The sequence below is a fragment of the Ruegeria sp. BI11 genome (assembly GCF_056538005.1).
In genome coordinates, this window is the sequence record NZ_JBQFSM010000002.1 from 630,987 (window position 1) to 657,193 (window position 26,207).

Here is a 26,207-nt window from a genome sequence, read left to right on the forward strand (position 1 = left end):
GCCACGGATCATGCATCCCATCATCAAACTGGTTTCCCAGCGCCTTGCGCTGGGACTCCTGCTTCTCTTCGGTGCATCGGCTCTGATTTTCGGCCTCACTGAAGCCCTTCCTGGGGACGCGGCGCAAGCGGTCCTTGGTCAATCCGCAACCCCCGAGGCGCTGGCAAACCTGCGCGAGGAAATGGGCCTCGACCGCCCCGCCCTGACCCGCTATTTCGAATGGCTGGGTGGCATTGTTCAGGGCGATCTCGGTCAATCTCTGACCAATAAACTGGATATCGCCGATTCGGTTGGCAGCCGTCTTGGCAACACTCTGTTTCTGGCCTTCTGGGCCGCCATCGTTTCGGTTCCACTGGCCATCTTTCTGGGCCTGCTGGCCGTGCGCTATCGCAACCGCTGGCCGGACAAGCTGATTTCGGCGGTTACACTCACCACTATCTCGATCCCCGAGTTTCTGATCGGTTACGTGCTGGTCTATTTCGTCGCTGTGAAACTGGGCATGTTCTCGCCCCTTGCGATGATCAATGACAGCATGTCCTTTTGGCAAAAACTGAATTCGATTGCTCTGCCCGTTATCGTTCTGACGCTGGTTGTTCTGGCGCATATGATGCGCATGACCCGCGCTGCGATCCTGAACGTGATGCAGTCTGCATATGTCGAAACCGCAGAGCTGAAGGGTTTGAGCAATTTTCAGGTTATCTACCGCCACGCGTTTCCGAACGCAGTCGCACCCATCGTTAACGTGGTGATGCTGAACCTGGCCTATCTGGTCGTTGGCGTCGTCGTGGTTGAGGTGGTGTTCGTCTATCCCGGCATGGGGCAGTACCTAGTGGACCACGTGACCAAGCGTGACGTTCCGGTGGTTCTCGCCTGCGGCGTTATCTTTGCCGCGATCTATATCGGACTGAACATGATTGCAGACATTGTTGCCATTCTGGCCAACCCAAGGCTGAGGCATCCGAAATGAAGAACATCCCTATCTCTGCAATGATTGGGCTGGCCTTCACCGCCCTGTACTTCATCATCGCCCTCCTTGCTCCTCTGCTGGCCCCCTATGGCATGGCCGAGGTCGTGGGCGACGTGTGGGAGCCGTCCAGCTCACAATTCTGGCTGGGTACTGACAACATTGGCCGCGACCTTCTCAGCCGCATGATCTACGGCGGGCGTACGACGATCTTTATCGCCACTGCTGCAACAATCCTAAGCTTCGTGACCGGTTCGATCCTTGGCTTTCTGGCTGCAGTGCTGGGTGGCTGGGCCGATCAGGTCATGTCCCGCACAGTGGACCTGATCATGTCGATCCCGACATTGATCTTTGCGCTGGTTGTTCTGGCCATGGTGCCGGTGACCATCCCTGTTCTGATCCTCGTCATGGGCCTGCTGGACTCCACCCGCGTCTATCGTCTGGCGCGTGCCGTTGCCGTGGATATCGCGGTGATGGATTATGTCGAGGCCGCGCGCTTGCGTGGTGAAGGCCAGACTTGGGTCATCTTCCGGGAGATCCTGCCCAACGCCCTGTCGCCGCTTGTCGCGGAACTGGGTCTGCGGTTCATCTTCATGGTTCTGTTTGTCTCGACCCTGTCGTTCCTGGGCCTGGGCGTACAGCCGCCGCTGGCAGACTGGGGCGGCATCGTGAAGGAAAACAAGGACGGCATCGTTTATGGCATCGGTGCAGCACTCTACCCTGCTGTAGCCATCGCAACGCTGGCGATCTCGGTCAACCTTGTAGCTGACTGGGTCCTGAACCGTACCACATCGCTGAAAGGAGGCCGGGGATGAGTGATACCCTTCTCAAGGTCCGCGACCTCAAAATCGGCGCGACCGTTTATCCGCCGGGTGAAAAACCCCATGACATCGAAATCGTGCACGGGGTCAGCTTTGACCTCGCGCCCGGCAAGGTGCTGGGGCTGATCGGTGAATCCGGCGCTGGTAAATCGACCATCGGACTGGCCTCAATGGCCTATGGCCGGGGCGGCGTGGAAATCACCGGTGGTGAGGTTTGGGTCAACGGGCGCGATATCCTCAAGACATCGCATGGCGATATCCGCAAGCTGCGCGGGGGTGAGGTCACGTATGTGTCCCAGTCCGCCGCGGCGTCCTTCAACCCTGCCAAAAAGATCATGGATCAGGTGGTCGAGGCTGCGGTGGAACAGAAAAAGTTCGGCCGTAAAGAGGCCGAAGGCCGTGCCCGGGAACTGTTCGCCAAGCTGGGTCTGCCCGATCCTGATAATATTGGCGAGCGCTATCCGCACCAGGTTTCAGGTGGTCAGCTGCAGCGTTGCATGACCGCGCTAGCGCTCTGCCCCGAGCCTGATCTGGTGGTGTTCGATGAACCCACCACGGCGCTGGACGTGACAACTCAGATCGACGTTCTGATGGCGATCAAGGAGGCCATTGCAGACACCGGCGTTGCCGCGCTTTACATCACCCACGACCTTGCGGTTGTGGCGCAGGTCAGCGACGACATCATGGTGCTTCGGATGGGCAATACGGTCGAGTATGGCAATACCGACCAGATCATCAACAATCCGCAAGAAGAGTATACCAAGGCGCTGGTCTCGGTCCGCTCGATCGAGCACGAAGAGAAGAAGCCCACACCCGAAGCGGTGCTAAGCGTCGACGGCATCACCGCGCGCTACAAAGGGTTGAATTTCGACGTGTTGCACAACGTCAATGTCGAGCTTCACCCGGGACAGACGCTGGCTGTGGTGGGCGAATCTGGTTCGGGCAAGTCCACGCTTGCGCGGGTGATCACCGGCCTTCTGCCGCCACGTGATGGTGAGATCACCTTTGCCGGTCGCAAGATCAGCCCTGACCTGAAGGGGCGCACCCGCGAAGACCTGCGCGAGTTGCAGATGATCTATCAGATGGCTGATGTGGCGATGAACCCACGCCAGACCGTTGGTACGATCATCGGCCGCCCGCTGGAGTTCTACTTCAACATGCGCGGCGCGGAAAAGCGCAAGCGGATCATTGAACTGCTGGATGAGATCGAACTGGGCGAAAAGTTCATCGACCGCTATCCGGCTGAACTCTCGGGTGGTCAGAAACAGCGTGTTTGTATCGCGCGGTCGCTGGCCGCCAAGCCCAAGATGATCATCTGTGACGAGGTCACCTCGGCGCTTGATCCACTAGTGGCGGACGGTATTCTCAAGCTATTGCTCGACCTGCAAAAGATCGAGGATGTGGCCTATCTGTTCATCACCCACGATCTGGCGACGGTGCGTGCAATCAGCGACAGCATCGCGGTGATGTATCAAGGCCGCGTGGTTCGTTATGGCCCCAAAAGCCAGGTGCTGAGCCCGCCGTTCGACGATTATACCGACCTGCTGCTCAGTTCGGTGCCCGAGATGCATCTGGGTTGGCTGGAAGAGGTTGTCGCCCATCGCAAGATGGAGAGTGCGGGCAACTGACCCGGACCGTGAGAGGTTGAAAAACTGAAAATCCCGGCGCTTTGTCTGATGACAGGTGTCGGGATTTTGCTATTGGGGGCGGGAACAGGCAGCCCCGGGATAACGAATCCCCTAGGGTCGCCTGAAGGATACTAAGAAAGGGTCAGGGAATGGACCGCAAACTCCTCCTCATCATTCTGGACGGTGTTCCATGGCGCAATTTTCGCCGCCTGTTCGGCAACCTGGAAGGCTGGGTCGACAGTGGCGAGGCACAAGTCTGGAAGCATCGCGCGGTGCTGCCATCGACCTCGGCCAGTTGCTATGCCTCAATCCACACCGGCGTCATGCCGCAGGAACATGGCTGCACCGGTAACAGCAACGTCTTTCGCCTAAGCCACAAGGACGTCTTCAGCCAGGTCCGCGAGGCGGGCGGCGTGACCGGCGCCGTGACCCACAGCTATTGGTCGCAATTCTTCAACCGTCACCCCTTCGACTATGCCCGCGACATCGAATACGACGAGCCTGAGAGCAAGACGATCAACCATGGCCGGTTCCACTCAATGACCGGCTATGGGCAGGTGAACCAGATGACGCCCTCGGACGTGGATCTGTTTGGGACGCTGACCAATCTGTGCCTGCGCTTTGGGTTAGACTACGGAATTCTGCACAGCTGCACGCTGGACAGCATGGGTCACCGTTTCCATCACGATTGCGAGGAAATGGACCATGCTTGCTTCGTCATGGACGAAATGCTGGCCCCTTTCATCCCGCGCTGGCGGCAACTGGGATATGAGGTCATCGTAACCGCCGACCACGGGCAGGATGAACGAGGCCATCACGGCGGGCGCGGACCACTGCAACAGGAAACAGCACTGTATTATTTCGGCGATGCCAAAGGCCCCCAGGCTGATACGGTGATCGACCAGTTGCAACTGGCACCCACGATCCTGAACCGTATGGGCGCACCAATCGCCGAGACGATGAAAGCCAAGCCGTTCCTGAAGTAATCAGTCGTAGGGCCAGATCTGTTGACCCAGTGCCTCAATGGCGACGGATATCCGCTCAAAACTGTCTGCGGCGCGTTTAACTGAGGTGCGCGCCCGCAGATACCCATGCACTAGGCCGGGCTCATTCACCCAATGCGCCCGCCCGCCCGCTTCGGTGATCCTGTTGCAATAGGCCGGGCCGTCGTCGCGCAACGGGTCACAATCGGCAGTGACCACCACGGTGGGTGGCAGGCCCGAGAAATCGACGTCCTGCAGCGGCGCAAATGTGGGATCGCTTTGGGGCGCAGGCCCGCCACAGCGCACTTGCTCGTAGTACCGGATTTCTTCCAGCGTCAAAAGCGGTGCCTGAGCATGTTCGATGTATGACCCTGCGGATGTGTCTCCGCCCAGACCGGGATAGATGAGGACCTGCCCCAGCACCCCCTCAAGCCGTCCCCGCGCATGCTGTGCCACGGCGGCAGCCAGATTGCCGCCCGCGCTGTCACCAGCCAGAATCAACGGATCGCCGAATTCCTGTACCACCCAGTTTGTCGCAGTCCAGCTGTCCTGAAACTGCGCCGGGTGCACATGTTCGGGGCACAGGCGATAATCCACGGCGACAACCCGATACCCGGTCTGAACGCACAGTTCAGCGCAGACATCGTCATGACTGTCCAACCCACCAACGACGAAACCACCGCCATGAAAATAGACGACGGTTCGTGTTGGCTCTCCGGCGGTATAAACACGGACAGGCACGCCACCGGCGGACCTGTCCTGTACATCCAGACCAACGGGTCGGGGTTGGCGAAAGTCCTGACACATTCTGTTGTAGACATTGCGCTGATCTTCGATCGACAGATCAACAGCGTCATCAGGATAGCTTTCAGCCGTTCGTCTTATGAACGCCCAGGTCTCTTCATCGATCAGACGTTCATAATCCATTTTCCCTCCCGGTCAGGCAGCCCATTCCCATGGCCGGGTGAACGATCCCAGCACCTTACCAACATCGTCGTCCGAGCAGCCGTTCGCGTCAAGCTGCGCGACAAGTCCGCGCTTCTTGTCGTCATTCACAGACACAACGCGCGCGTCCAGCCCGGCCTCAGCCAACGCACCGTTGTAGATGCGGGTGATCGCCTGCTTACGCAACTCGGGTTTGAAGACCTTGCCTACTGCGGTTTTTGGCAACTCGTCCAGAATGGTCATGTGCTTGGGTCTTGCGGCACGTTCGTGGACATGCACGCCGCAGTAGTCCATTAGTTCCTTTTCGGTCACACTGGCCCCGTCGACCAGTTCGACAAAGGCGCAGGGCACCTCGCCCGAGTGCGCGTCGGGCTGACCGATGGCACCGGCAAATGCAACCGCGTCGTGGCCTAACAAGGCCTCTTCGATTTCAGCCGGGTCAATGTTGTGGCCGCCACGAATGATCAGGTCCTTGGCGCGGCCGGTGATCCACAGATATCCATCTTCGTCAAAACGGCCCAAATCACCTGTGCGCAGGTATTTGTCGAAGTGATAGAGGTTCTCGTTCTTGTCCGCCTCGGTATAGGTGTGACCGGCATAGACACCGGGGTTCGAGATGCAGATTTCGCCAATCGCATCCGCACCGCATTCCTTGGGTCCGTCCGGTCCGTCTTGCAGAATCTTCACATCAGTATAGGGGAACGGAATCCCGATCGACCCGATTTTCTTTTCTCCATCCACCGGGTTGCACGATACCAGGCAGGTCGCTTCGGTCAGGCCGTAGCCTTCGACGATGGTCACACCGGTTGCCTCTTCGAACCGACGGAACAGTTCGACGGGCAGCGGGGCCGAACCCGAGAACGCGGTTTTCACGCTTGAGATATCGGCATCCACCGGGCGTTGCATCTTGGCGGCAATCGCGGTGGGAACGGTGATGATGAAACTGACCTTCCAGCGCTCAATCAGTTTCCAGAAGTTGTCGAACACGCCATCGCCGCGATACCCGGCAGGGGTTGGGAACACCACATGCGCACCCGATGACACGGCGGCCATAACAATCACATGCACAGCAAAGACATGGAACATCGGCAACGGGCACATGATCACGTCTTCGTCCGAGAATAGCAGCGTGTTCCCAAGCCAACCGTTATAGATCAGGCCCGAATATTTATGCTGCGCCACCTTGGGCATACCGGTCGTACCACCAGTATGGAAATAGCAGGCGACGCGGTCTTCCTTGCTGTCCTCGAAGGTCAGCGTCGTGGGCTGTTTGGCCAGTTCTTTGTTGAAGTTCTTGTAATCCGCATGAGCAAGATGTTCCTTGTCACCCATCTTGGGACGCAGGAACGGTACCAGCCAGGATTTCGGCGGCGTCAAATAGCGGTTGAGGTCGATCTCAAAAATGGTTTTGACGTTAGGCGCATGACGCACGGCCTCTTCGACCTTTTGCGCAACATCGGCCTTGGGGAAGGACTTCAGCGTAACCACGACCTTGGCACCGGTTTCGCGCAGGATCGCGGCGATTTGCTCGGGCTCCAACAACGGGTTGATCGGGTTCACGATCCCTGCGACCGCTCCGCCCATCATGGTGATCAGCGTCTCGTTACTGTTGGGCAGCACATAAGCCACCACATCCTTTTCGCCGATCCCCAGCGAGCGGAACAGGTTGGCGGCCTGATTAACCTTACCCAGCAGTTCAGACCAGGTCAGCGTTTCGGCCTTGTCGGTCGGGCCGGACAACAACTGAAAGCTGATCGCATTGCTGTTGGGAAACTTGCTTGCCGTGCGCGACAGTAACTGATGGAAGGTGACCGGAACGTCGCGGTCCTCCCACGGCATTTCCTGCTCCATCCTTGCCTTGTCTTCTAAACCCACAAAGGCCATGTGGTTCCTCCCTTATCTCTCCCGTGTCCGGCACGGGTTTTGTATCCACCGCCAAGATGGAAGCAAAACCGCGCGGGTTCAAGAAAGTGCTTAGCTGCGAAGGCCGGAAAGAGGTAGAATTACGCTGCGGAGCGAATTGTCGTGCCCCAGCGTCACGTTATTCAGCTGCCATGCCGTCGGTGAACTGCAGACGCGCCAATCTGGCGTACAGTCCGTCTTGCGCCACCAGATCGTCATGGGTGCCCTGCGCCACAATCCGGCCAGCCTCCATCACCACGATCCGGTCGGCTTTTTTGACGGTTGCCAGCCGGTGCGCCACAATCAGCGTTGTGCGCCCGGCGCGCATCTGATCGACGGCCCCCTGTACAGCGCGTTCGCTTTCGGCGTCCAGCGCCGAGGTCGCCTCGTCCAGCAGCAGAACCGGCGCGTCACGCAAGATGGCGCGGGCAATTGCGACGCGTTGCTTTTGCCCGCCCGACAGCATCACACCCCGTTCACCGACGAAACTGTCATAGCCTTCAGGCAAGGCCGAGATGAAATCGTGTGCGGCAGCGGCACGGGCGGCGGCTTCAACCTCGGCATCCGTCGCATCAAGGCGACCAAAGCGGATGTTTTCGCGGGCCGAGGCAGCAAAGATGATCGGGTCCTGCGGCACCAGCGCCATGTGACGGCGGAACTCGGCCCGGTCGATGTCACGCAGATCGACGCCATCCAGACTGACCTGTCCCGAGGTCGGATCATAGAACCGCTGGATCATCTGGATGACAGTTGTCTTGCCCGCCCCCGAGGGGCCCACGAAGGCCACCGTCTCGCCAGGTTTCACCTGCAGCGTCAGATTTTCCAGCGTGACAACATCGGGGCGCGACGGATAGCGGAAGGTGACATCATCAAAGCGAATCTCACCCCGGACCGGCGCTGGAAGCGCCTTGGGATTGGTAGGGTCGGTAACCGTGTCCTCCGCATTCAGCAATTCCACCAAGCGCTCTGTCGCACCTGCGGCGCGTTGCAACTCGCTCCAGATTTCGGACAGAGCTGCCACGGAGCCAGCCATGATGATCGAATAGATCACGAACTGGATCAGAACCCCCTCGGTCATCACGCCGTTGCGGACGTCATTTGCGCCCATCCACAGCACGCCGACAATGCCCGAAAACACCAGAAAGATAACGATCACAGTAAGAACCGCGCGGGTCTGAATGCGGCGTAGCGAGACGGCATAAGAGGTTTCCGTCATATCCGCGAACTGTTTGCGACTGGCCTGTTCATGAGTGAAGGCCTGCACCGTTTGCACCGCGCTCAGCGCCTCACCCGCGTTACCGGACGAGGCTGCGATCCAGTCCTGATTTTCTCGGCTGATTACCCTCAGACGACGCCCCAGCACCAGAATCGGTACCACTACAACCGGGATTAACAGCAACACCAGACCCGTCAGCTTGGCCGAGGTCAGCAACATCAAAACCAGCCCACCGAAGAACAACAGCATGTTACGCAGCGCGATGGACACCGACGAGCCCAACACCGATTGGATCAGTGTCGTGTCGGTCGTAATCCGGCTCAGGACCTCTCCGGTCATGATACGTTCATAAAATTCGGGGCTCATGCCGATAACGCGGTCGAACACGGCCTCGCGGATGTCGGCAACGACACGCTCGCCGAGTTTGGTTACCAGCGCATAGCGCAGGCCGGTACCCACGGCCAGAACCGCTGCAATGCCAAGTGCTGCCAGAAAGTACCACTCCAGCAGATCGCCATCTTCGATGCGAAAATTATCGACCACGCGGCGCACGGCCAGCGGCAGCGCCAGGGTCATGCTTGCCGTCAGCACTAGGGCCAACGTCGCCCCGGCCATCAACACTCGATAAGGGCGCATGAATGGCCACAGTGACGCAAGAACGCCAATTTTCTTGGACCGGGCGCGCTCTTCACTAGCGCCTGGTGCTGGTTGCTGTGTTGGACTGGCTGGGGCGGTTCTTGCCATGCGTGGCCCTTAATTCATGTTCGCATTCTTGTGATCGCTTCTTGGCGGCAGCGGACGACGGGGTCAAGCAGCGCGTCACAAATTGCCCACCAGTCAGGGCTATTTGACGCAGAATTTCGGGGCTGATTTGGAGCGGGCGGCGGGAATCGAACCCGCTTCATCAGCTTGGAAGGCTGAGGTAATAGCCAGTATACGACGCCCGCTCAGCGGAGGTCGGTTTAAGCGATGCGTCTGGTGCCGTCAAGCGCCGTTCGACGGTGGAAATCAATTTCTGTCACTCTGTTTTAGCGAAGGCGGCAAGCAGCCTTTCTTCAATTCTGGTCGCAAAGCCACGAACAGGAATCGAGGCCGGCTGAAATCCGGATCATCGACTCGGCACGTAGCGGCTGCGCACTCGGTTGACCGATCAGCGACGCCGGATAAGACGTCGCAGCGGCCAGCGCATTTTGAAGCGGTACGCCCGATTTATTGACCAGAGTTTGGATTGCGGTTGTCAGGTCCAAATCCGCCCCGGCAAGCGTTCCATCCTCAAGTGTCAGACGTCCATCCGTCCGTGTGATCCGGCGTCCCTCCAACTCGAATGCGGATTGAACCGTACCCGCAACGGCCATCGCATCGCTAACCAGAAAAATCTGTCCGGGGACAGTTTTGGCGGCCCAGGCTGCGCGGATCACTTCGGGGTGGACATGGATACCATCAGCGATCAATCCAGCAGACAACCCGCCAATGGCCAGTGCTGCCCCCACCAGACCCGGTTCTCGACTACCCAGTTGGCTCATAGCGTTAAACAGATGTGTGACACAGCGGGCACCGGCTGCAGCATAGCGCTTACACGTTGCGAAATCTGCATCGCTATGGCCCAGAGACACCAGAACACCAGCTTCGGACAAAGCCTGCACCTGTTGCTCAGACACGGATTCGGGCGCAAGGGTCACCTTGAGGCACGGCAATTGGTCTGCCGCCATAATCAGCGCGGCCAAGTCGGCGTCTTCCATCGGACGGATCAACGCCCCGTCATGCGCCCCTTTTCGCGCAACCGAAAGGTGTGGCCCTTCAAGATGCAGCCCGGCCACACCCGGAACCCGCGCCCGAACCGCCTGTACGGCAGCCGAAATGGCAGCGCTGGTTTTCTCGGGCGTGTCTGTGATCAGCGTCGGCAACAAAGACGCCACGCCCAGACGACGATGCGCTTGCGCGATCTGCCGGATCGTATCGACCGTTGGATCATCATTGAACATCACGCCGCCGCCGCCGTTCACCTGCAAATCAACGTAACCGGGGCTCAGGATATCTCCGTTTAAGTCGATGACCTGCCCTTCGGGTTTCACAGTCTCCTCAGACTCAAGCGCGGCCAAAGAGCCCTGGCGAAAGATCATGGCATGGTTGAAATGCAGGCGTTCGCCATCAAATAGGGCGCCGTTGAGAAATGTCGTTGAGTCCGAGGTCATACCGTCTCTGTCACCTTTCTCAGATGGCGCGGTGTGTCAGGATCGATCCCGCGTGCCTGCGCCACGGCCTCGACCATGCTGTAAAACGAAGTGATAGCGGCTATGGGGTCGGTCAGCCAGTGAGCGGTTCGGGTCACCGGTAAACTATACGCTTTAGTGACTTTATCGGTCGCCGCAAAAACGGCCGCGCCTTTGCCAGCCAATGCATCGGCAGCCTCGGCCGTTGTCTGTTCTGCGGCGTCTGCGGCTGCAAAAACGATGGTTGGAAACCCTTGCTCAACGATTGATACCGGACCATGCAGAACCTCAGCCGCCGAATAGCTTTCGGCGTGAATCTGACAGGTTTCTTTGATTTTCAGCGCGGCTTCATTGGACACTGCAAAAGATGGACCGCGGCCTAGCGTAAACAGCGATCGGCCGGTGATCGCATCAGCTGCTGCCGACCAGTCGCACTGCGCGGCTTGCCTTAGATGACTGGGCAAGGATCGGATAGCTGCAATCAGTGTGTCATCCCCCTTAATCTCTGCCAACAGCCACAACCCCGCCACCAGCGAGGTAACAAAAGTTTTGGTCGCGGCCACGCTCAGTTCCGGCCCCGCATGCAGCGGCAAGACAGCATCTGTCACTTCGGCCAGGCGAGACCCCGTGTTGTTGGTGATCGCTACGGTCGTTCCGCCTGAGGATTGCAACGATCGGCTCATGCCCACGATGTCCGGGCTTTGACCGGACTGCGACACGGACAGGCACAGGGCCCCGGCTGCTTGCAGGTCAGCGCCATAGATCGATCGGACCGAAGGACCGACCGAAGCCACTGGCAGGTTCAGCAGCAATTCGGCTGCGTATTTTAGATAGGTGCAGGCATGGTCGGACGACCCCCGCGCCACCGTAATCAGAAACCGGGGGTCGGCCTCTTTTACCCGCCCTGCCGCGTCCTGAATATTGGCCGCGCCGTGGCTCAGCAATCGGTCAACGGCGTCGGGGATCTCCAAAACCTCCTGCCGCATTTTCGAACTGTGTTCTGACATGCTTATCTGGCCTTTCCGGCTATAGCCGCAACTCGGCGACAAAGTCATACGTGTCGCCCCGATAGAGGGATCGGGTCAGCTCCGCGACCCGCCCGTTTTTGAGAAATGATACGCGTTCGATGTTCAGCCCTGCGGCCCCTTCGGGCACCTCCAGCAACTCGGCCTCGCGCGCCGCAAGGTTGAGGGCCGATATCTTCTGCACCGCACGCACAGGTCGCCGACCCAGACCTTCCAGCACTTCATACAGCGAGGTGGTGACCTCGATCGGGTTCGGCAGAATGTCCAGTGGCAGCGCGGCACGCTCCAGCGCCAGCGGGCGGCCACCCGCCTCACGCAAGCGATAGATGCGCGATATTTGTTCGCCCTCTTTCAGGCTCAAGGCCTTAATTTCCTCTGGCGTTGGCGCAAAGACACCGCGCTCCAGCCATTTCGAGGTGGTTTGCATACCACGGCTCGACATGTCCTCTGTGAACGAGGTCAAATGGGTCAGCGATTGCTCGACCCGCGCCACACGTTCGCGAATGAACGAGCCCGATCCCTGGCGTTGTTCGATCACGCCTTCCTGCACAAGCTCCTGAATCGCCTTGCGAACAGTGACGCGTGACAGATCGGTGATTTCAACCAGTTCACGCTCCGACGGCAACGAGGAATTTGGGGGCAGCACACCGGTGTCGATTCCCTCTTGCAGCCTGTGCCTCAGCTGAACATAGCGTGGGCCTTTTTCCGGGCTCAACCACTGGTCGGCGCGCAAAAATTCAGAGATGCTCATGTCGGATCTCCTTCGCCAGTGTCAGTGCCCCTGTGAGCGGTTCAGCAAGTGGCGGACGAATGGCCGATTGCATGTCATCGGGCAGGTACTCTGAATATTGACCAGCGATTCCACCCGTCAGGCAGATCGCCCGGCCTTCCTGCCAGCCCAATCGCCTTGCGGTTTCTGCGATATAACCTGCCCCGGACTGCAGAATGTGAACGGCGACGACATCGCCTTTTTTCGCAGCCGACGTCACAGCAGGTGCGAGGGCCCCGAACTGTGCCGGCGTAGCCGTGCCAGCAAAGCGTACAATGCCCGCCGGACCTTGAAGGTCGGCCAATAGCTTTTGCGTCAGGCTGGTTTCGACCTGCGTGTCATCATTTGCGCATAGAGTTTCGGCCAAGGCCCTACGCCCTACCCACTGGGCCGAGGCCTCATCCCCCAAAACCGAGCCCCAGCCTCCGGCAAAGCGCATCGCGCTATCCGTCTGCACCGCAAGGAAGGACCCGGTGCCGCAATGTGCAATCAAACCATCCTGCACGCCCAACGCCCCCCGCACGGCGGCAGGCCGGTCATCCTCGATCCGCGCGCAGGTCAGGCCCAGCGCATCCTTTAACCGCCCGGCGATAACGGCATCGGTAACGCCTGCCAGACCAACAAAGGCCGGCAGGTTGAGCACATCCCCGGCGCCAATCCCAACCTGCAGCGACAATTGATCCAGCCCAGCCCGAATCTGCGTCAGCGCGCTGTCAAAATTTGTCGTAACATTGGCTGCACCGGTTTCAACGCAATGGACCACGCCCCCGATTTCACAGGCAACGCGGCACCGCGTCCCCCCGCCATCGACGGCCAGCACAGCATTATTCCGAGACTCATTCATAACAATACCATTATAATACCTTTAATCGATAGGGAAGACCGTATTCGGGTAAAAGCGGGCGATTTTTTTATAAAGCAACGAAATTATAAGCAAAGTCTCAAGGCGAAATAAATTTCTAGACAAGTGGTATTAAATAGGTATTATATGAGGAACACATGGGAGGATTCTCTTGACGCTGCCGTCGACCGAACAGTTGCACCCCGATGCCACGCGCTTGACTCAGAGCGACCTGGCCGCTTCGGCGCGCGCTCTGGCAGATGGTCAAATCACCGCTGCTGCAGCCATCCGTGACGCCGAGGCTAGCATCGTCCAAGGGGCCAGGGCCATGGCGGAAACTATCCGTGCAGAGGGCGTTCTGCACTTTGTGGCCGCCGGATCGTCGGGCCTGATGGCAGCTGCTGACGCACAAGAGTTGGGCGGCACATTCTCGATCCCCCCTGCCCGTCTGCGCATTCACATGGCAGGCGGCCTGCCCACCGGGGTCCAAATGCCGGGCGGGGCCGAAGATGCGACCGAAGGGCTGGAACAGGCCTTGGGCACACTGCAATCCAAGGACACGGTGATTGCGGTCTCGGCCAGCGGATCTACCCCTTACACCGTGGCCGCCATGAACATTGCCCGAGCTATGGGCGCGACCGTGATTAGCATTGCCAACAATGCGGGCAGCCCGCTGCTGCTGGGCGCTGACATTCCCATTCTTCTAGCCACTCCGCCCGAGCTGGTCTCGGGCTCCACACGCATGGGTGCCGGTACAGCGCAGAAGATTGCGCTGAACATGCTGTCTTCGCTTATGGCCGTCGAACTTGGCCACGTGCACGGTGGTATGATGGTCAATTTACGCGCCGACAATGACAAGCTGAGAGGCCGCGCCGTAGGGATCGTTGCCCGCATTGCCGAAGTAGACGCGAAGGCCGCGCAGGATGCATTGGACACTGCGCACGGTGACGTAAAGCCCGCCATTCTGATTGCTGCACAAGACCTGTCGCTGGCCCAAGCTGACGCACGCCTGCGAGCCACTAACGGAGTTCTGACCGCAGCACTGGCCAAGGATTAACAACTAAAAAACGGGAGAGAGAAATGAACCACATGAGACTTAAACTCGCCTTACTGGGCACGACCCTGATAGCCACATCGGCCTATGCCGAGGACGTAACCCTGACCATCGAGAGTTGGCGCAATGACGATCTGACGCTATGGCAGGACCAGATCATTCCTGCGTTCGAGGCGCAGCACCCCGGAATTAAACTAGTGTTTTCTCCGTTCGCTCCGACGGAATATGATGCCGCATTGAACGCCAAGCTCGAAGCTGGCTCTGCTGGAGACATCATAACGTGCCGCCCGTTTGATCGGTCTTTGGGCCTGTATGATGCTGGGCATCTGGCCGACTTATCCGGCTTGGACGCAATGTCGAACTTTTCGGACGTTGCCAAATCCGCTTGGCAAACAGATGACGGCGCAGCCACTTTTTGCGTTCCAATGGCGTCTGTGATCCACGGCTTTATCTTTAACAAGGATGCGTTCGAAGAGTTGGGCGTCGAAGTGCCGACTACTGAAGACGAATTCTTTGCCGCCCTCGAAACATTTAAGGAAGACGGCACCTACATTCCCATGGCCATGGGTACCACTGACCAGTGGGAAGCCGCCACAATGGGCTACAACAACATCGGCCCGAACTACTGGAAAGGTGAAGAAGGCCGTCTTGCATTGATCGAAGGGTCGCAAAAACTGACTGACCCACAATGGGTCGAGCCGTATGAGACCTTGGCGAAATGGAAAGACTATCTTGGGGACGGATATGAGGCGCAGACCTATCCCGACAGTCAGAACCTCTTCACGCTTGGCCGTGCCGCCATCTATCCTGCTGGCAGCTGGGAGATTTCAGGTTTCAACACCCAAGCCGATTTTGAATTGGGCGCGTTCAAGCCACCGGTCCGCAACGCAGGTGATACCTGCTATATCTCGGATCACACCGATATCGGGATTGGCATGAACGCCGCCACTGAAAATCGCGAAGCTGCCGAGACATTCCTGGCGTGGGTGGCAAGCCCTGAATTCGCCGAAATCTTCGGCAACGCCCTACCCGGCTTTTTCCCTCTTTCGAATGCGCCGGTCGAATTGCAGGACCCTTTGGCCAAGGAATTCGTCGGATGGCGGGATGAATGCGAATCCACCATCCGGTCGACCTATCAAATCCTGTCGCGCGGCGAGCCTAACCTGGAGCTTGAGACATGGAACGCCTCAGCCAATGTCGTTCGGGGCGCAGAAAGCCCTGCTGACGCCGGTCAGCGCCTGCAGGAAGGGCTATCCAACTGGTACGCTCCGCACCAGTAATCCCACACATACCCGGGCGGCGGTGATCGCCCGGGTAAACCGGACACCCCATTGAAAGCAATCCAATGAACCGCCCCCGCTTCCGCTGGCATATCGTCGTGTTTCTGGCACCGGCCGTGCTTGTATATACCGCGGTCATGATCTTTCCGCTGTTCAACACGCTGCGTCTCGCGCTGTTTACCGAGGTCGACCAGACCCGCATGTTCGTTGGGCTACAGAACTTTCACACGCTGTTCTTTGACCCGGTCTGGTCTGAACAGTTTTGGAATGCGCTGGGGAATAACTTCTGGTTCTTCCTAATCCATATGCTTGTGCAGAACCCCATTGGCATCGCGCTGGCGGCGCTGTTAAGCCACCCGCGCCTGCGATTTGCGGCGTTGTACCGCTCGGCTATTTTCATCCCAACAATCCTCAGCTTTGTGATCGTCGGATTCGCATGGAAGCTGATTCTGTCGCCGATCTGGGGCATCGCACCCTCGATGCTGGATGCCATCGGATTGAAATCGCTGTTTGCGCCGTGGCTGGGGAAAGAAGAATACGCCCTGACCACGCTGGCGCTGATCTCGGTCTGGCAGTTTGTCGGCATCCCGATGATGCTGATCTATGCCGCTTTGCTGACCATCCCCGAGGAAATCCTAGAGGCCGGAGAGATTGACGGCATCACCGGCGCCTCGGCCTTCTGGAAGATTAAACTGCCACTGATCCTGCCCTCGATCGGGATCATCTCGATCCTGACTTTTGTGGGCAATTTCAACGCGTTCGACCTGATCTATGCGGCGCAGGGTGCGTTGGCAGGGCCGGATTTCTCAACCGATATTCTGGGTACGTTCATGTACCGCACCTTCTTTGGCTTCCAATTGCAACTGGGCGACCCGCATATGGGGTCTGCCATCGCCGGGGCTATGTTCGCGATCATCCTTGTGGGCGTCTGTATTTACCTCTTCGGCATCCAGACCCGGATGCGCCGGTATCAACTGTGAGGGCCCAGCGATGAACAAAGCACGTCAAAACCCCCTCAACACCGCCGCGATGCACGGAGCATTGATCCTGTACACGCTGATTGCCCTGTTCCCGGTTTTTGTCATCCTGATCAACAGTTTCAAAACCCGCCGCGCGATCTTTCGCGAGCCGTTAGCCCTGCCCAGCGCGGACAGCTTTTCATTGATCGGGTATGAGACGGTAATGAAGCAGGGGGACTTTTTCCTCTACTTCCAGAACTCGATGATCGTCACGGTCGCATCTCTGTTCTTCATCCTGCTGTTCGGCGCCATGGCGGCCTACGCGCTGTCCGAATACCAGTTCAAAGGCAACCTGCTTATGGGGCTGTATCTGGCGCTAGGGATCATGATCCCGATCCGCATCGGTACCGTGGCAATCCTTGAGATGATGGTGGCGACCGGTCTGGTGAATACGCTCTGGGCGCTGATCTTTGTCTATACTGCGCAAGGGTTGCCGCTGGCGGTTTTCATCCTGTCTGAATTCATGCGGCAGGTCAGCGATGACCTGAAAAACGCAGGGCGCATCGACGGGTTGTCAGAATACACGATCTTTTTCCGGCTGGTGCTGCCTCTGGTCCGCCCGGCGATGGCAACTGTGGCGGTGTTCAACATGATCCCGATCTGGAATGACCTGTGGTTCCCGCTGATCCTTGCCCCATCCGAGGAAACCAAAACGCTGACGCTGGGCAGCCAGGTCTTTATCGGCCAATTCGTCACTGACTGGAACGCGGTCTTGTCGGCGCTGTCGATGGCGATCCTGCCGGTGCTGATCCTCTACATCATCTTCTCGCGCCAGTTGATCCGCGGCATTACATCCGGAGCTGTCAAATGACCCGTGTTCTGATCGCAGGCCTGGGCAATATGGGGCTGAGCCATGCGCTGGCCTATCACCACCACCCCGATGCACAAATCGTCGGGCTAGTGAACCGATCCGGGCATGTGGACCACCCTGAGCTTTCAGGCTATCGCGCGTATTCGGATTTCGAAACTGCTCTGGCCGAGACGAAATCCAATTTGGTGGTGATCGCAACCTATTCCGACAGTCACGCCAATTACGCCTGTGCTGCGATGGAGGCCGGTGCCCACGTCTTCGTTGAAAAACCGCTGGCCACCAACGTCGCTGATGCGCGACGGGTGGTCGAGACGGCCACGCGACTGAACCGTAAGCTGGTGGTGGGCTATATCCTGCGCCATCACCCCTCATGGATGCGGCTGATTGATGAGGCCCGAAATCTGGGCGGACCTTATGTGTTTCGCTTGAACCTGAACCAGCAATCCTCGGGCGCAGAGTGGGAAACGCATAAGGCGCTGATGCAAACCACCTCCCCCATCGTTGATTGCGGCGTGCACTACGTCGACGTGATGTGCCAGATCACCGACGCGTCGCCCGTTCGGGTCCACGGAATGGGCCTGCGCCTGTCCGATGAGATCGCCGAAGACATGTATAATTATGGACAGTTTCAGGTGATCTTCGAGGACGGCTCGGTTGGCTGGTACGAGGCCGGATGGGGCCCAATGATGTCTGAAACCGCCTTCTTCGTGAAAGATATCGTGTCGCCCAATGGGTCGGTTTCGATCACCGATGGCAACAAGGGCGCGTCGGCAGATATCGACGGTCACACAAAAGTCGGTGGCTTACTGGTCCACACGCCAAGCGGAGACCGCACCATCGAGATGCCTGATGAGCCCGGCCATCAGGAACTCTGCGATTCCGAGCAGGCCTACATGCTGCGCGCAATCGCAGAAGATATCGACCTGACGCGGCATATGAATGACGCCGTCCAATCCCTCGCCATTTGCCTGGCTGCGGATGAAAGCATTCGCACCGGCCAGCCCGTTTCCCTTGAGGAGCCCGCAAAATGACCGCCCTGACGCTGAGCAATGTGAACAAGTCCTTTGGCAATGTGCATGTCCTCAAAGACATCACACTTGAGGTAGAAGAAGGCGAGTTTGTCGTCTTCGTCGGCCCTTCGGGTTGCGGCAAGTCTACCTTGTTGCGTGTGATTGCAGGGCTTGAGGATGCGTCCTCGGGCGAGATCAATATCGGCGGTCAGCAGGTCAATCTGGTGCCGCCGTCCAAGCGCGGGATCGCGATGGTATTTCAGAGCTACGCGCTTTACCCGCATCTCAGCGTACGCGGAAACATGACGCTTGCGCTGAAACAAGAGAAACAGTCGAAGGCTGTGATCGAAGAACGTGTCGCCACTGCCAGCCGCATGCTGAATCTTGAGCCCTATCTAGATCGTTACCCTTCGGAATTATCGGGCGGTCAACGCCAGCGTGTGGCCATCGGGCGGGCCATCGTGCGCGAACCAAAACTGTTCCTGTTTGACGAGCCGCTCTCGAATCTAGACGCCGCCCTGCGGATGAACACGCGGATCGAGATCGCCAACCTGCATCGTGCGCTGGATGCCTCGATGATCTATGTCACTCATGACCAGACTGAGGCGATGACGCTGGCTGACAAGATCGTTGTGCTGCGTGACGGGCGAGTAGAACAGATCGGCACTCCGATGGAGCTGTACAACAACCCTGCTAACCAGTTCGTAGCCGGATTTCTGGGCTCACCATCCATGAATTTTCTACCCGAAACTCTGCTGGGCGATAGCGGTCAGAATACCATCGGCATCCGCCCCGAGGACCTGTTCCTGTCCAACGATGGCCCGCTAGTCGCGCGCGTCAGCCACGTGGAAAAGCTAGGCGGGGACACGAACGTCATCGCCAAAGTTCACGACCAATCCGTAACCGCGCGCCTGTTCGGCCAGCACGCCATTTCCGAAGGCCAAGAATTGCGATTCGCCTACGCTGCTGAAAAGGCGTATCGGTTCGATGCCTCCGGTCAGCGTTTGCGCTAAATGTCGCAGGGCGCATGATTTCGACATCGCCCGCGAATCCCTGCGGAAAAGGCGTTTGCCCTTTTCATCACTTTAATAACCTTGCAGGATCGGATGATCCTCTTAGTTGGGCTGTTATCAACTTGTCACATAGAAGTCCTAAATGCCTTTCATCTGCTATTTTCTGACAGCCAGGAGCCATCCATGAAAGACATTGATCCCGCCACCCTGTCCGCCGATGACTGGGATGAGCTGCATTTCCCCCGCCCCGAAGAAAACGATTTTGACCGCGTCGTAGAAAGTGCCATTTCGCGCCGCGGTTTCCTGGGTGGCGTGCTGGCGTTTGGATCCGGTGCCGCAGCTATGGGCGCGGGCCTGATGGGGTCAACCGCCGCCCACGCCGTCACCGCCTCGCGCTTTGCCTTTACCCCGATTGCCGCGCAGACCGACGGGACTGTGCACGTGCCTGAAGGGTACGAATGGAAGATGTTGATGCGCTGGGGTGATCCGCTATTTTCCGACGCTGATGGTTACGACCTGACCGATGGCGGCCCGGTTGAGAAATCGGACCGTATCTTTGGCGAGAACACTGACGGGATGGAGACCTTTTCGTTCCAAGGGCACGAACTGATTGCAATCAACCACGAATACCCCAACCGCAAAATCAACCTGCCCGCCTCGCAGGAAGGTGTTCCTGCCAGCGCCGACGACGTTCTGAAATTCCAGAATATTCAGGGCGTGACCGTAATGGAAATCACCGAAACGCCCGAAGGCTGGAAGGTAGTCAAAGACAGCCCTTTCAACCGCCGTATCCACCACAACACCCCGATGAAGATCGTAGGTCCTGCCGCGGGTCATGACCTGCTGAAAACTGAAGCTGATCCGACCGGCACCGCCTCGCTGGGCACCATGAACAACTGCGGTGCTGGCAAGACGCCTTGGGGTACTTACTTGACCTGCGAAGAGAATTTTAACGGCTATTTCGGATCATCCGATGAAAATGCCAGCTATGACCAGAAGGTCGCGGACGGCATGAAGCGTTATGGCGTCAAAGCCGAAAGCTGGAACGGATACGAGCTTTTCGACCCGCGCTTTGACACCTCAAAAAATCCCAACGAACCCCATCGCGCAGGTTGGATCGTGGAAATCGACCCGACCAAGCCGGACAGCACGCCGATCAAGCACACCGGCTTGGGTCGTTTCAAGCACGAAAACGCCGAGGTGACTCTGGCCGCAGATGGCCGAGTAGTCGTTTACATGGGTGATGATGAACGGGGCGAGTATCTGTACAAATTCGTCTCGACCGGCACCTACCAGCCAGGTAGTGAAACAGAGAGCCTGCTGAATGACGGCACGCTCTATGTCGCTAAGTTCAACGACGATGCGACCGGCGAATGGCTGCCCCTTACGCCAGAAACGACTGGTATGGACGATCCTGAAATCCGGATCTTTACCCGTATGGCCGCATCCAAAGCCGGAGGCACCACCATGGACCGCCCCGAATGGGTCGCGTCGAGCCCGGTCGCGGTCGAGGCCTATTGCTGCCTTACCAACAACAAAAACCGTGGCGTCAAACCAAATGCTGGTGGTGATGACACCTCGGTCAACGCAGTCAACCCGCGCGAGGCCAACAAATACGGTCAGATTGTGCGCTGGCGCCCGGCAAATGACGACCACGCCGCCGAGGCGTTTGACTGGGATCTGTACGTGATGGCGGGCAATCCCACCGCGCACTCGGACGACCGCGCCGGTTCTCCGAATGTAAATGAAGGCAACCTGTTCAACTCGCCCGACGGTATGGTCATCGACTCGACCGGCCTGATCTGGATTCAGACAGACGGCAAGGACAACAACGAGGGTGATTTTGCTGGCAACGGCAACAACCAGATGCTGGTTGGTGACCCGGTAACCGGCGAGATCGTCCGCTTTATGACCGGTCCGAACGGGTGTGAGGTCACAGGTTTGGCTTGGTCCACCGACTTGCGCACCATGTTTGTGGGCATCCAGCATCCAGGCAGCAATTGGCCCGATGGCGGTACGCCGCGATCGTCGGTGATCGCAATCAAGCGCACTGATAATGGTCTGGTCGGCTAAACACGATAGAATGCGCCCCTGTCCTGCAGGCGGGGGCGCTGTTTCAAAGTTCCTGCCCCGGAGGCGCCAGAGGCCCTCCGGGCGCCAGAAGGTGACGCTCCGACAGCCATGGGTTCAGTTCCAAGGCTTGGTTTAAAGCCTCGCGGGCCTCATCAATCCTTTGCAACCCCAACAAGGTGAGAGCACGCCCACTGATAGCCGCTACATGGTTTGGTGAAAGTTCGATGGCCTTGTCCAGATCGGGCAATGCGGCTTGGAAGTCCTGCCGCAGATAATTCGCAAAAGCACGCTGGTTATACCCCTCGGCATAAAGCGGGCAATAAGCGACCAGCTTGTTGAAATCCTCGATCGCGCCCAGCAAATCCCATGCGTTGCGCCGCGTCATACCTCGGTCCAGCACCGCTTGCGCGCTTTCATCCGGCGCGTCCGTCCAGAATTCCCACAACTGGTTCGACAGGGCACGGGCGGCCTGTTCGTTTTCCGCCTGCTGGATTTGCGCGATGACGCTGCTGACATCAGCGGTGTGATCCGGTGCGACAGGGCAATCCTGCGCATGTGCAGTTGTGGACGTTATTAACAGGATGGTGGCATAGGTGATCTGTTTCATGACCCAATGGTGACGCGTGCAAGACTTTCGTCAACCCATCCCATCAATGGCACCGGACACACCCGTCTCTTTCACCGCTTCCATCGCGACGAAGGTCGATGTGTTGGCCACGTGCGGCAGGGATGAGATTTTCTCGGCCAGCACAGCACGATATTCCGACATCGAGGCGGTACGGATTTTCAGCAAATAGTCGAAATTAGACGCAATCATATGGGCTTGCTCGATCTCGGCCACCTTGCGCACTGCCGCGTTGAACTCAGCCAGGGCCTTCTCGCGCGTATCCGTCAGGCGCACCTCGACAAAGGCGACGTGATCCAGACCAAGTCGGATCGGGTCAAGCAGGGCACGGTATCCGGTTATGATCCCCTCGGACTCAAGTCTTTTCACACGTGCTTGAGTTGGAGACTTTGACAACCCAATACGCCGCGCAAGGTCGGCGACCGAGATACGACCGTCCTCGGCCAGAATCGCCAGAATCGATCGGTCGAATCGGTCCAGATCGGGACGGTCTCTTTGCATCGTTAAACCTCGAAATTTCAGTTTATTCGCCTTCTCATCTGGGAACTTAAGGCGATTGTTCTGAAAAATCGACTGTATACTCTCCAAAAGCCCGGAGGATACATGACACACAGCCTGCGCACCCATATCGACGGCCAGACCTATGCCGATCAGTCCGTAATTCTGGATCACCTGATCGCACAGGCCGACCTGTCACAGACCGACCGCACCGCGATCTGCGCAGCTGCGGCGCAGTTGGTGCGCGACATCCGCTCCAGCACCTCGCCCGGCATGATGGAGGTGTTTCTGGCCGAGTACGGCCTGTCCACTGACGAGGGAATCGCACTGATGTGCTTGGCCGAAGCTCTATTACGTGTTCCTGACGCCGACACCATCGACGCGCTGATCGAGGACAAGATCGCGCCGTCGGATTGGGGCAAACACTTGGGGCAGTCCTCGTCCTCACTGGTGAATGCGTCAACATGGGCGCTGATGCTGACCGGCAAGGTATTGGACGAAGGCAAAGCGTCGCCCGTCGGAGCCCTTCGCGGGGCTATCAAGCGATTGGGCGAGCCGGTGATCCGCACGGCCGTTGGCCGCGCGATGAAGGAAATGGGCCGTCAATTCGTTCTGGGTGAAACTATCCAATCCGCCATGGACCGTGCCGCCGGAATGGAGGCAAAGGGCTACACTTACTCCTATGACATGCTGGGCGAGGCCGCGCGCACCGAGGCTGACGCCGCGCGCTATCACCTGTCTTATTCCCGTGCCATTGCGGCCATCGCCGATGCCTGCACCCACGACGATATCCGTGCCAATCCCGGGATATCGGTGAAGCTGTCAGCTCTGCACCCACGCTATGAACTGGCGCAGGAACAACGGGTGATGGAGGAGCTTGTTCCCCGCCTGCGTGCCCTGTGTCTGCTGGCCAAAGCTGCTGGCATGGGTCTGAATGTAGACGCAGAAGAAGCCGACCGCCTGTCACTGTCCTTGCAGGTGATAGAGGCGGTTATGGGTGAACCCGCGTTGGCTGGTTGGGACGGCTTTGGAATCGTCGTTCAGGCCTATGGTCCGCGTGCCGGGCTCGTTCTAGATACACTTTATGACATGGCCGAACGCCATGACCGCAAACTGATGGTACGGTTGGTCAAGGGGGCCTATTGGGACACAGAGGTCAAACGCGCGCAGGTCGAAGGTGTCGAAGGATTTCCGGTATTCACCCGTAAGGACGCGACCGATATCTCGTACATCGCTAATGCGCGCAAGCTGCTGGACATGACCGACCGGATTTACCCGCAATTTGCCACCCACAACGCTCATACGGTCAGTGCAATCCTGCATATGGCCGATACACAACCGTTCGAATTTCAGCGTTTGCACGGTATGGGTGAGACGCTGCACCAGATTGTCCGGGGTCAGAGCAACACACGCTGTCGGATTTACGCACCCGTCGGAGCGCATCGCGATCTTTTGGCCTATCTGGTACGGCGTCTGCTTGAGAACGGCGCGAATTCGTCCTTCGTGAACCAGATCGTCGACGAAAATGTTCCGCCCGAGGACGTCGCCTCGGACCCGTTTGACAACATTCTTGAACCCAAGCCACCGCTGCCAACCGGCCCTGAACTTTTTCAACCCGAACGGCCCAATTCGAAAGGATTCGATCTGCAACATACGCCGACGCTGGATCGGATCGACGCCGCCCGCGATGCGTTTCGCGCGCATCAATGGTATGCGCAGCCGCTTCTGTCCGAGGACGCCAAGCCTGACGCTGACGAACCCGTCACCAATCCGGCGCACCCGCAGGACCGACCGGGCGCAGTTGCCGCAGCCAGCGCCCAGGATGTCGAGCTCGCATTAGCCTCGGCGTCTCCATGGAATGCTCCGGCCGAGCAACGCGCGCAGATATTGAACGCGGCGGCCGATCTGTACGAAGAGAACTATGGAGAGCTATTCGCTTTGTTGGCCCGTGAGGCGGGAAAATCCGTCCCCGACGCAGTCGCTGAGCTGCGCGAGGCGGTCGACTTTCTGCGCTATTACGCGGCAAATATCCCGGTGGCCAAACCGGCCGGCACGTTCACCTGCATCAGCCCCTGGAACTTTCCGCTGGCGATCTTCACCGGGCAGATTTCGGCGGCACTGGCTACTGGCAACGCCGTTCTGGCAAAACCTGCGCCGCAAACGCCATTGGTCGCACACCGGGCTGTGCAACTGCTGCATGAAGCCGGAGTGCCTCGCGACGTGCTGCAACTGCTGCCTGGCGGGCCGTCCGTCGGGGCAGCGCTGACCTCGGACCGACGCGTGTCGGGGGTGGCTTTTACCGGCTCGACCGCCACCGCACTGAAAATCCGTTCAGCAATGGCAGAGAACCTGAAACCGGGCACGCCTTTGATCGCGGAAACTGGTGGGTTGAACGCCATGATCGTGGACAGCACCGCACTGCCCGAACAGGCTGTGCAATCCATCATTGAAAGCGCCTTTCAATCTGCGGGGCAGCGGTGTTCAGCCCTGCGGTGCCTCTATGTGCAAGAAGATATCGCCGACGATCTGCTGACCATGCTGACCGGCGCGATGGAGGCTTTGCAGGTCGGCGACCCATGGTTGTTGTCGACCGATTGTGGCCCGGTCATTGATCAGATCGCGCTGCAGGGCATTGCGGACCACATTGCAAAAGCGCGCACGGAAGATCGGGTATTGAAGGAACTGAATACCCCCCCTGAAGGGACATTCATCGCCCCAACCCTGATCGAAGTCCCCGGTATCAGCACACTAGAGCGTGAAGTGTTTGGCCCGGTTCTACATGTCGTGCGCTTCAAAGCTGCTGAGATTGATCAAGTCATCGCCGACATTAATGCCACCGGCTATGGGCTGACCTTCGGCCTGCACACTCGCATTGATGACCGAGTGCAACACATCACCGAGGCCGTCCACGCGGGCAACATCTATGTCAACCGCAACCAGATCGGAGCGATCGTTGGCTCTCAGCCTTTTGGTGGCGAAGGGTTATCGGGCACAGGCCCTAAGGCGGGCGGGCCGAACTATATGACGCGTTTTTGTGCCCCCGACCGTCAAAACAGCACGGCGAATTGGGACAGCACCATGAGCGAGATACCCGATCCGCAAGGTCAGCCCGCTGCGATCCGCACCCAGTCACTGCCTGGCCCGACGGGCGAATCCAATCGGCTGAGTGAAATTCCCCGCGCGCCTCTTCTGTGCATGGGTCCGGGTCTCGATGCCGCAAAGGCGCAGGCCGAGGTGGTCATGTCGCTGGGTGGCATCGCCATTCAAGCGACCGGTATGGTGGACCTTCACAGGCTGGAAAACATTACAGACATCTCGGGTATCTTGTGGTGGGGCGACGACGAAACTGCGCGCGAGATCGAGCGTCATCTGGCCCGCCGCGATGGCCCGATCCTGCCGCTGATCCCCGGTCAACCCGACCGAGCGCGGGTTATGGGCGAGCGTCACGTCTGTGTCGACACCACCGCCGCCGGTGGCAACGCGGCCTTGTTAGGAGGTGCGGCGTAACCGTACCTTGACG

At 58.5% G+C, this 26,207-nt stretch carries 21 protein-coding genes and 1 tRNA gene; 12 read left to right on the forward strand and 10 right to left on the reverse strand.

From position 1 onward, the window contains the following. Positions 1 to 10: 10 nt before the first annotated feature. The 4 genes from ACR0DT_RS07985 (at position 11) to ACR0DT_RS08000 (ending at position 4,399) form a co-directional block, all read left to right on the forward strand. Entirely contained in the window at positions 11 to 967 is a 957-nt protein-coding gene (locus tag ACR0DT_RS07985) for an ABC transporter permease (protein ID WP_480710197.1), read from the forward strand. Then, positions 964 to 1,779: an ABC transporter permease gene (locus ACR0DT_RS07990; RefSeq protein WP_480710198.1), complete on the forward strand. Its 816-nt coding sequence runs from the start codon at positions 964 to 966 to the stop codon at positions 1,777 to 1,779. Before ACR0DT_RS07985 ends, ACR0DT_RS07990 begins: the two co-directional genes overlap by 4 nt. After that, complete coding sequence (locus tag ACR0DT_RS07995; RefSeq protein ID WP_480710199.1) at positions 1,776 to 3,413, forward strand: ABC transporter ATP-binding protein; 1,638 nt, start codon at positions 1,776 to 1,778, stop codon at positions 3,411 to 3,413. The genes ACR0DT_RS07990 and ACR0DT_RS07995 overlap by 4 nt, the downstream gene beginning before the upstream one ends. Positions 3,414 to 3,562: 149 nt before the next feature. Further along, the gene (locus ACR0DT_RS08000; RefSeq protein ID WP_480710200.1) at positions 3,563 to 4,399 is read left to right on the forward strand and encodes an alkaline phosphatase family protein; all 837 of its coding nucleotides are present in this window, start codon (positions 3,563 to 3,565) and stop codon (positions 4,397 to 4,399) included. Here ACR0DT_RS08000 and ACR0DT_RS08005 read toward each other — a convergent pair whose 3' ends face one another. The 8 genes from ACR0DT_RS08005 to ACR0DT_RS08040 all read right to left on the reverse strand — a co-directional run bounded on the left by ACR0DT_RS08005 (position 4,400) and on the right by ACR0DT_RS08040 (position 13,307). Next, entirely contained in the window at positions 4,400 to 5,323 is a 924-nt protein-coding gene (locus ACR0DT_RS08005; protein WP_480710201.1) for an alpha/beta hydrolase, read from the reverse strand. Between the two features lie 12 nt (positions 5,324 to 5,335). Beyond that, positions 5,336 to 7,225, reverse strand: coding sequence for an acyl-CoA synthetase (locus ACR0DT_RS08010; protein WP_480710202.1), 1,890 nt, complete (start codon positions 7,223 to 7,225; stop codon positions 5,336 to 5,338). A 157-nt stretch (positions 7,226 to 7,382) separates the two neighbouring features. Continuing rightward, positions 7,383 to 9,203 (reverse strand): ABC transporter transmembrane domain-containing protein, encoded by a 1,821-nt coding sequence (locus ACR0DT_RS08015; protein WP_480710203.1) that lies wholly within the window; start codon positions 9,201 to 9,203, stop codon positions 7,383 to 7,385. Between the two features lie 128 nt (positions 9,204 to 9,331). Continuing rightward, a tRNA-Gly gene (locus tag ACR0DT_RS08020) sits at positions 9,332 to 9,406 on the reverse strand. Between the two features lie 108 nt (positions 9,407 to 9,514). Further along, the gene (gene nagA, locus ACR0DT_RS08025; RefSeq protein ID WP_480710204.1) at positions 9,515 to 10,651 is read right to left on the reverse strand and encodes an N-acetylglucosamine-6-phosphate deacetylase; all 1,137 of its coding nucleotides are present in this window, start codon (positions 10,649 to 10,651) and stop codon (positions 9,515 to 9,517) included. Beyond that, the gene (locus ACR0DT_RS08030) at positions 10,648 to 11,676 is read right to left on the reverse strand and encodes an SIS domain-containing protein (RefSeq protein WP_480710205.1); all 1,029 of its coding nucleotides are present in this window, start codon (positions 11,674 to 11,676) and stop codon (positions 10,648 to 10,650) included. The genes nagA and ACR0DT_RS08030 overlap by 4 nt, the downstream gene beginning before the upstream one ends. Before the next feature lie 19 nt (positions 11,677 to 11,695). Continuing rightward, entirely contained in the window at positions 11,696 to 12,445 is a 750-nt protein-coding gene (locus ACR0DT_RS08035; protein WP_480710206.1) for a GntR family transcriptional regulator, read from the reverse strand. Continuing rightward, positions 12,432 to 13,307: a glucosamine kinase nucleotide-binding domain-containing protein gene (locus ACR0DT_RS08040; protein WP_480710207.1), complete on the reverse strand. Its 876-nt coding sequence runs from the start codon at positions 13,305 to 13,307 to the stop codon at positions 12,432 to 12,434. The genes ACR0DT_RS08035 and ACR0DT_RS08040 overlap by 14 nt, the downstream gene beginning before the upstream one ends. 169 nt (positions 13,308 to 13,476) lie before the next feature. Between ACR0DT_RS08040 and ACR0DT_RS08045 the strand changes: the two genes are divergently transcribed. The 7 genes from ACR0DT_RS08045 (at position 13,477) to ACR0DT_RS08075 (ending at position 21,564) form a co-directional block, all read left to right on the forward strand. Next, on the forward strand, positions 13,477 to 14,361 hold the full coding sequence (locus ACR0DT_RS08045) for an N-acetylmuramic acid 6-phosphate etherase (RefSeq protein ID WP_480710208.1): 885 nt from the start codon (positions 13,477 to 13,479) through the stop codon (positions 14,359 to 14,361). Positions 14,362 to 14,384: 23 nt separating this feature from the next. After that, on the forward strand, positions 14,385 to 15,638 hold the full coding sequence (locus tag ACR0DT_RS08050) for an ABC transporter substrate-binding protein (protein WP_480710209.1): 1,254 nt from the start codon (positions 14,385 to 14,387) through the stop codon (positions 15,636 to 15,638). Positions 15,639 to 15,703: 65 nt separating this feature from the next. Continuing rightward, positions 15,704 to 16,618, forward strand: coding sequence for a carbohydrate ABC transporter permease (locus tag ACR0DT_RS08055; protein WP_480710210.1), 915 nt, complete (start codon positions 15,704 to 15,706; stop codon positions 16,616 to 16,618). Positions 16,619 to 16,628: 10 nt separating this feature from the next. After that, positions 16,629 to 17,468 (forward strand): carbohydrate ABC transporter permease, encoded by an 840-nt coding sequence (locus ACR0DT_RS08060; RefSeq protein WP_480710211.1) that lies wholly within the window; start codon positions 16,629 to 16,631, stop codon positions 17,466 to 17,468. Further along, positions 17,465 to 18,499 (forward strand): Gfo/Idh/MocA family protein, encoded by a 1,035-nt coding sequence (locus tag ACR0DT_RS08065; protein ID WP_480710212.1) that lies wholly within the window; start codon positions 17,465 to 17,467, stop codon positions 18,497 to 18,499. Before ACR0DT_RS08060 ends, ACR0DT_RS08065 begins: the two co-directional genes overlap by 4 nt. After that, positions 18,496 to 19,491, forward strand: coding sequence for an ABC transporter ATP-binding protein (locus ACR0DT_RS08070; protein ID WP_480710213.1), 996 nt, complete (start codon positions 18,496 to 18,498; stop codon positions 19,489 to 19,491). The genes ACR0DT_RS08065 and ACR0DT_RS08070 overlap by 4 nt, the downstream gene beginning before the upstream one ends. 183 nt (positions 19,492 to 19,674) lie before the next feature. After that, positions 19,675 to 21,564 (forward strand): PhoX family protein, encoded by a 1,890-nt coding sequence (locus ACR0DT_RS08075; protein WP_480710214.1) that lies wholly within the window; start codon positions 19,675 to 19,677, stop codon positions 21,562 to 21,564. A 43-nt stretch (positions 21,565 to 21,607) separates the two neighbouring features. Here ACR0DT_RS08075 and ACR0DT_RS08080 read toward each other — a convergent pair whose 3' ends face one another. Further along, complete coding sequence (locus ACR0DT_RS08080) at positions 21,608 to 22,171, reverse strand: tetratricopeptide repeat protein (protein ID WP_480710215.1); 564 nt, start codon at positions 22,169 to 22,171, stop codon at positions 21,608 to 21,610. 30 nt (positions 22,172 to 22,201) lie between these two features. Then, positions 22,202 to 22,690 carry an Lrp/AsnC family transcriptional regulator gene (locus tag ACR0DT_RS08085; RefSeq protein WP_480710216.1) on the reverse strand — a complete coding sequence of 163 codons (489 nt, stop codon included), beginning with the start codon at positions 22,688 to 22,690 and terminating at the stop codon, positions 22,202 to 22,204. 102 nt (positions 22,691 to 22,792) lie between these two features. Between ACR0DT_RS08085 and putA the strand changes: the two genes are divergently transcribed. Next, the gene (putA, locus tag ACR0DT_RS08090; RefSeq protein ID WP_480710217.1) at positions 22,793 to 26,194 is read left to right on the forward strand and encodes a bifunctional proline dehydrogenase/L-glutamate gamma-semialdehyde dehydrogenase PutA; all 3,402 of its coding nucleotides are present in this window, start codon (positions 22,793 to 22,795) and stop codon (positions 26,192 to 26,194) included. Positions 26,195 to 26,207: the final 13 nt, after the last annotated feature.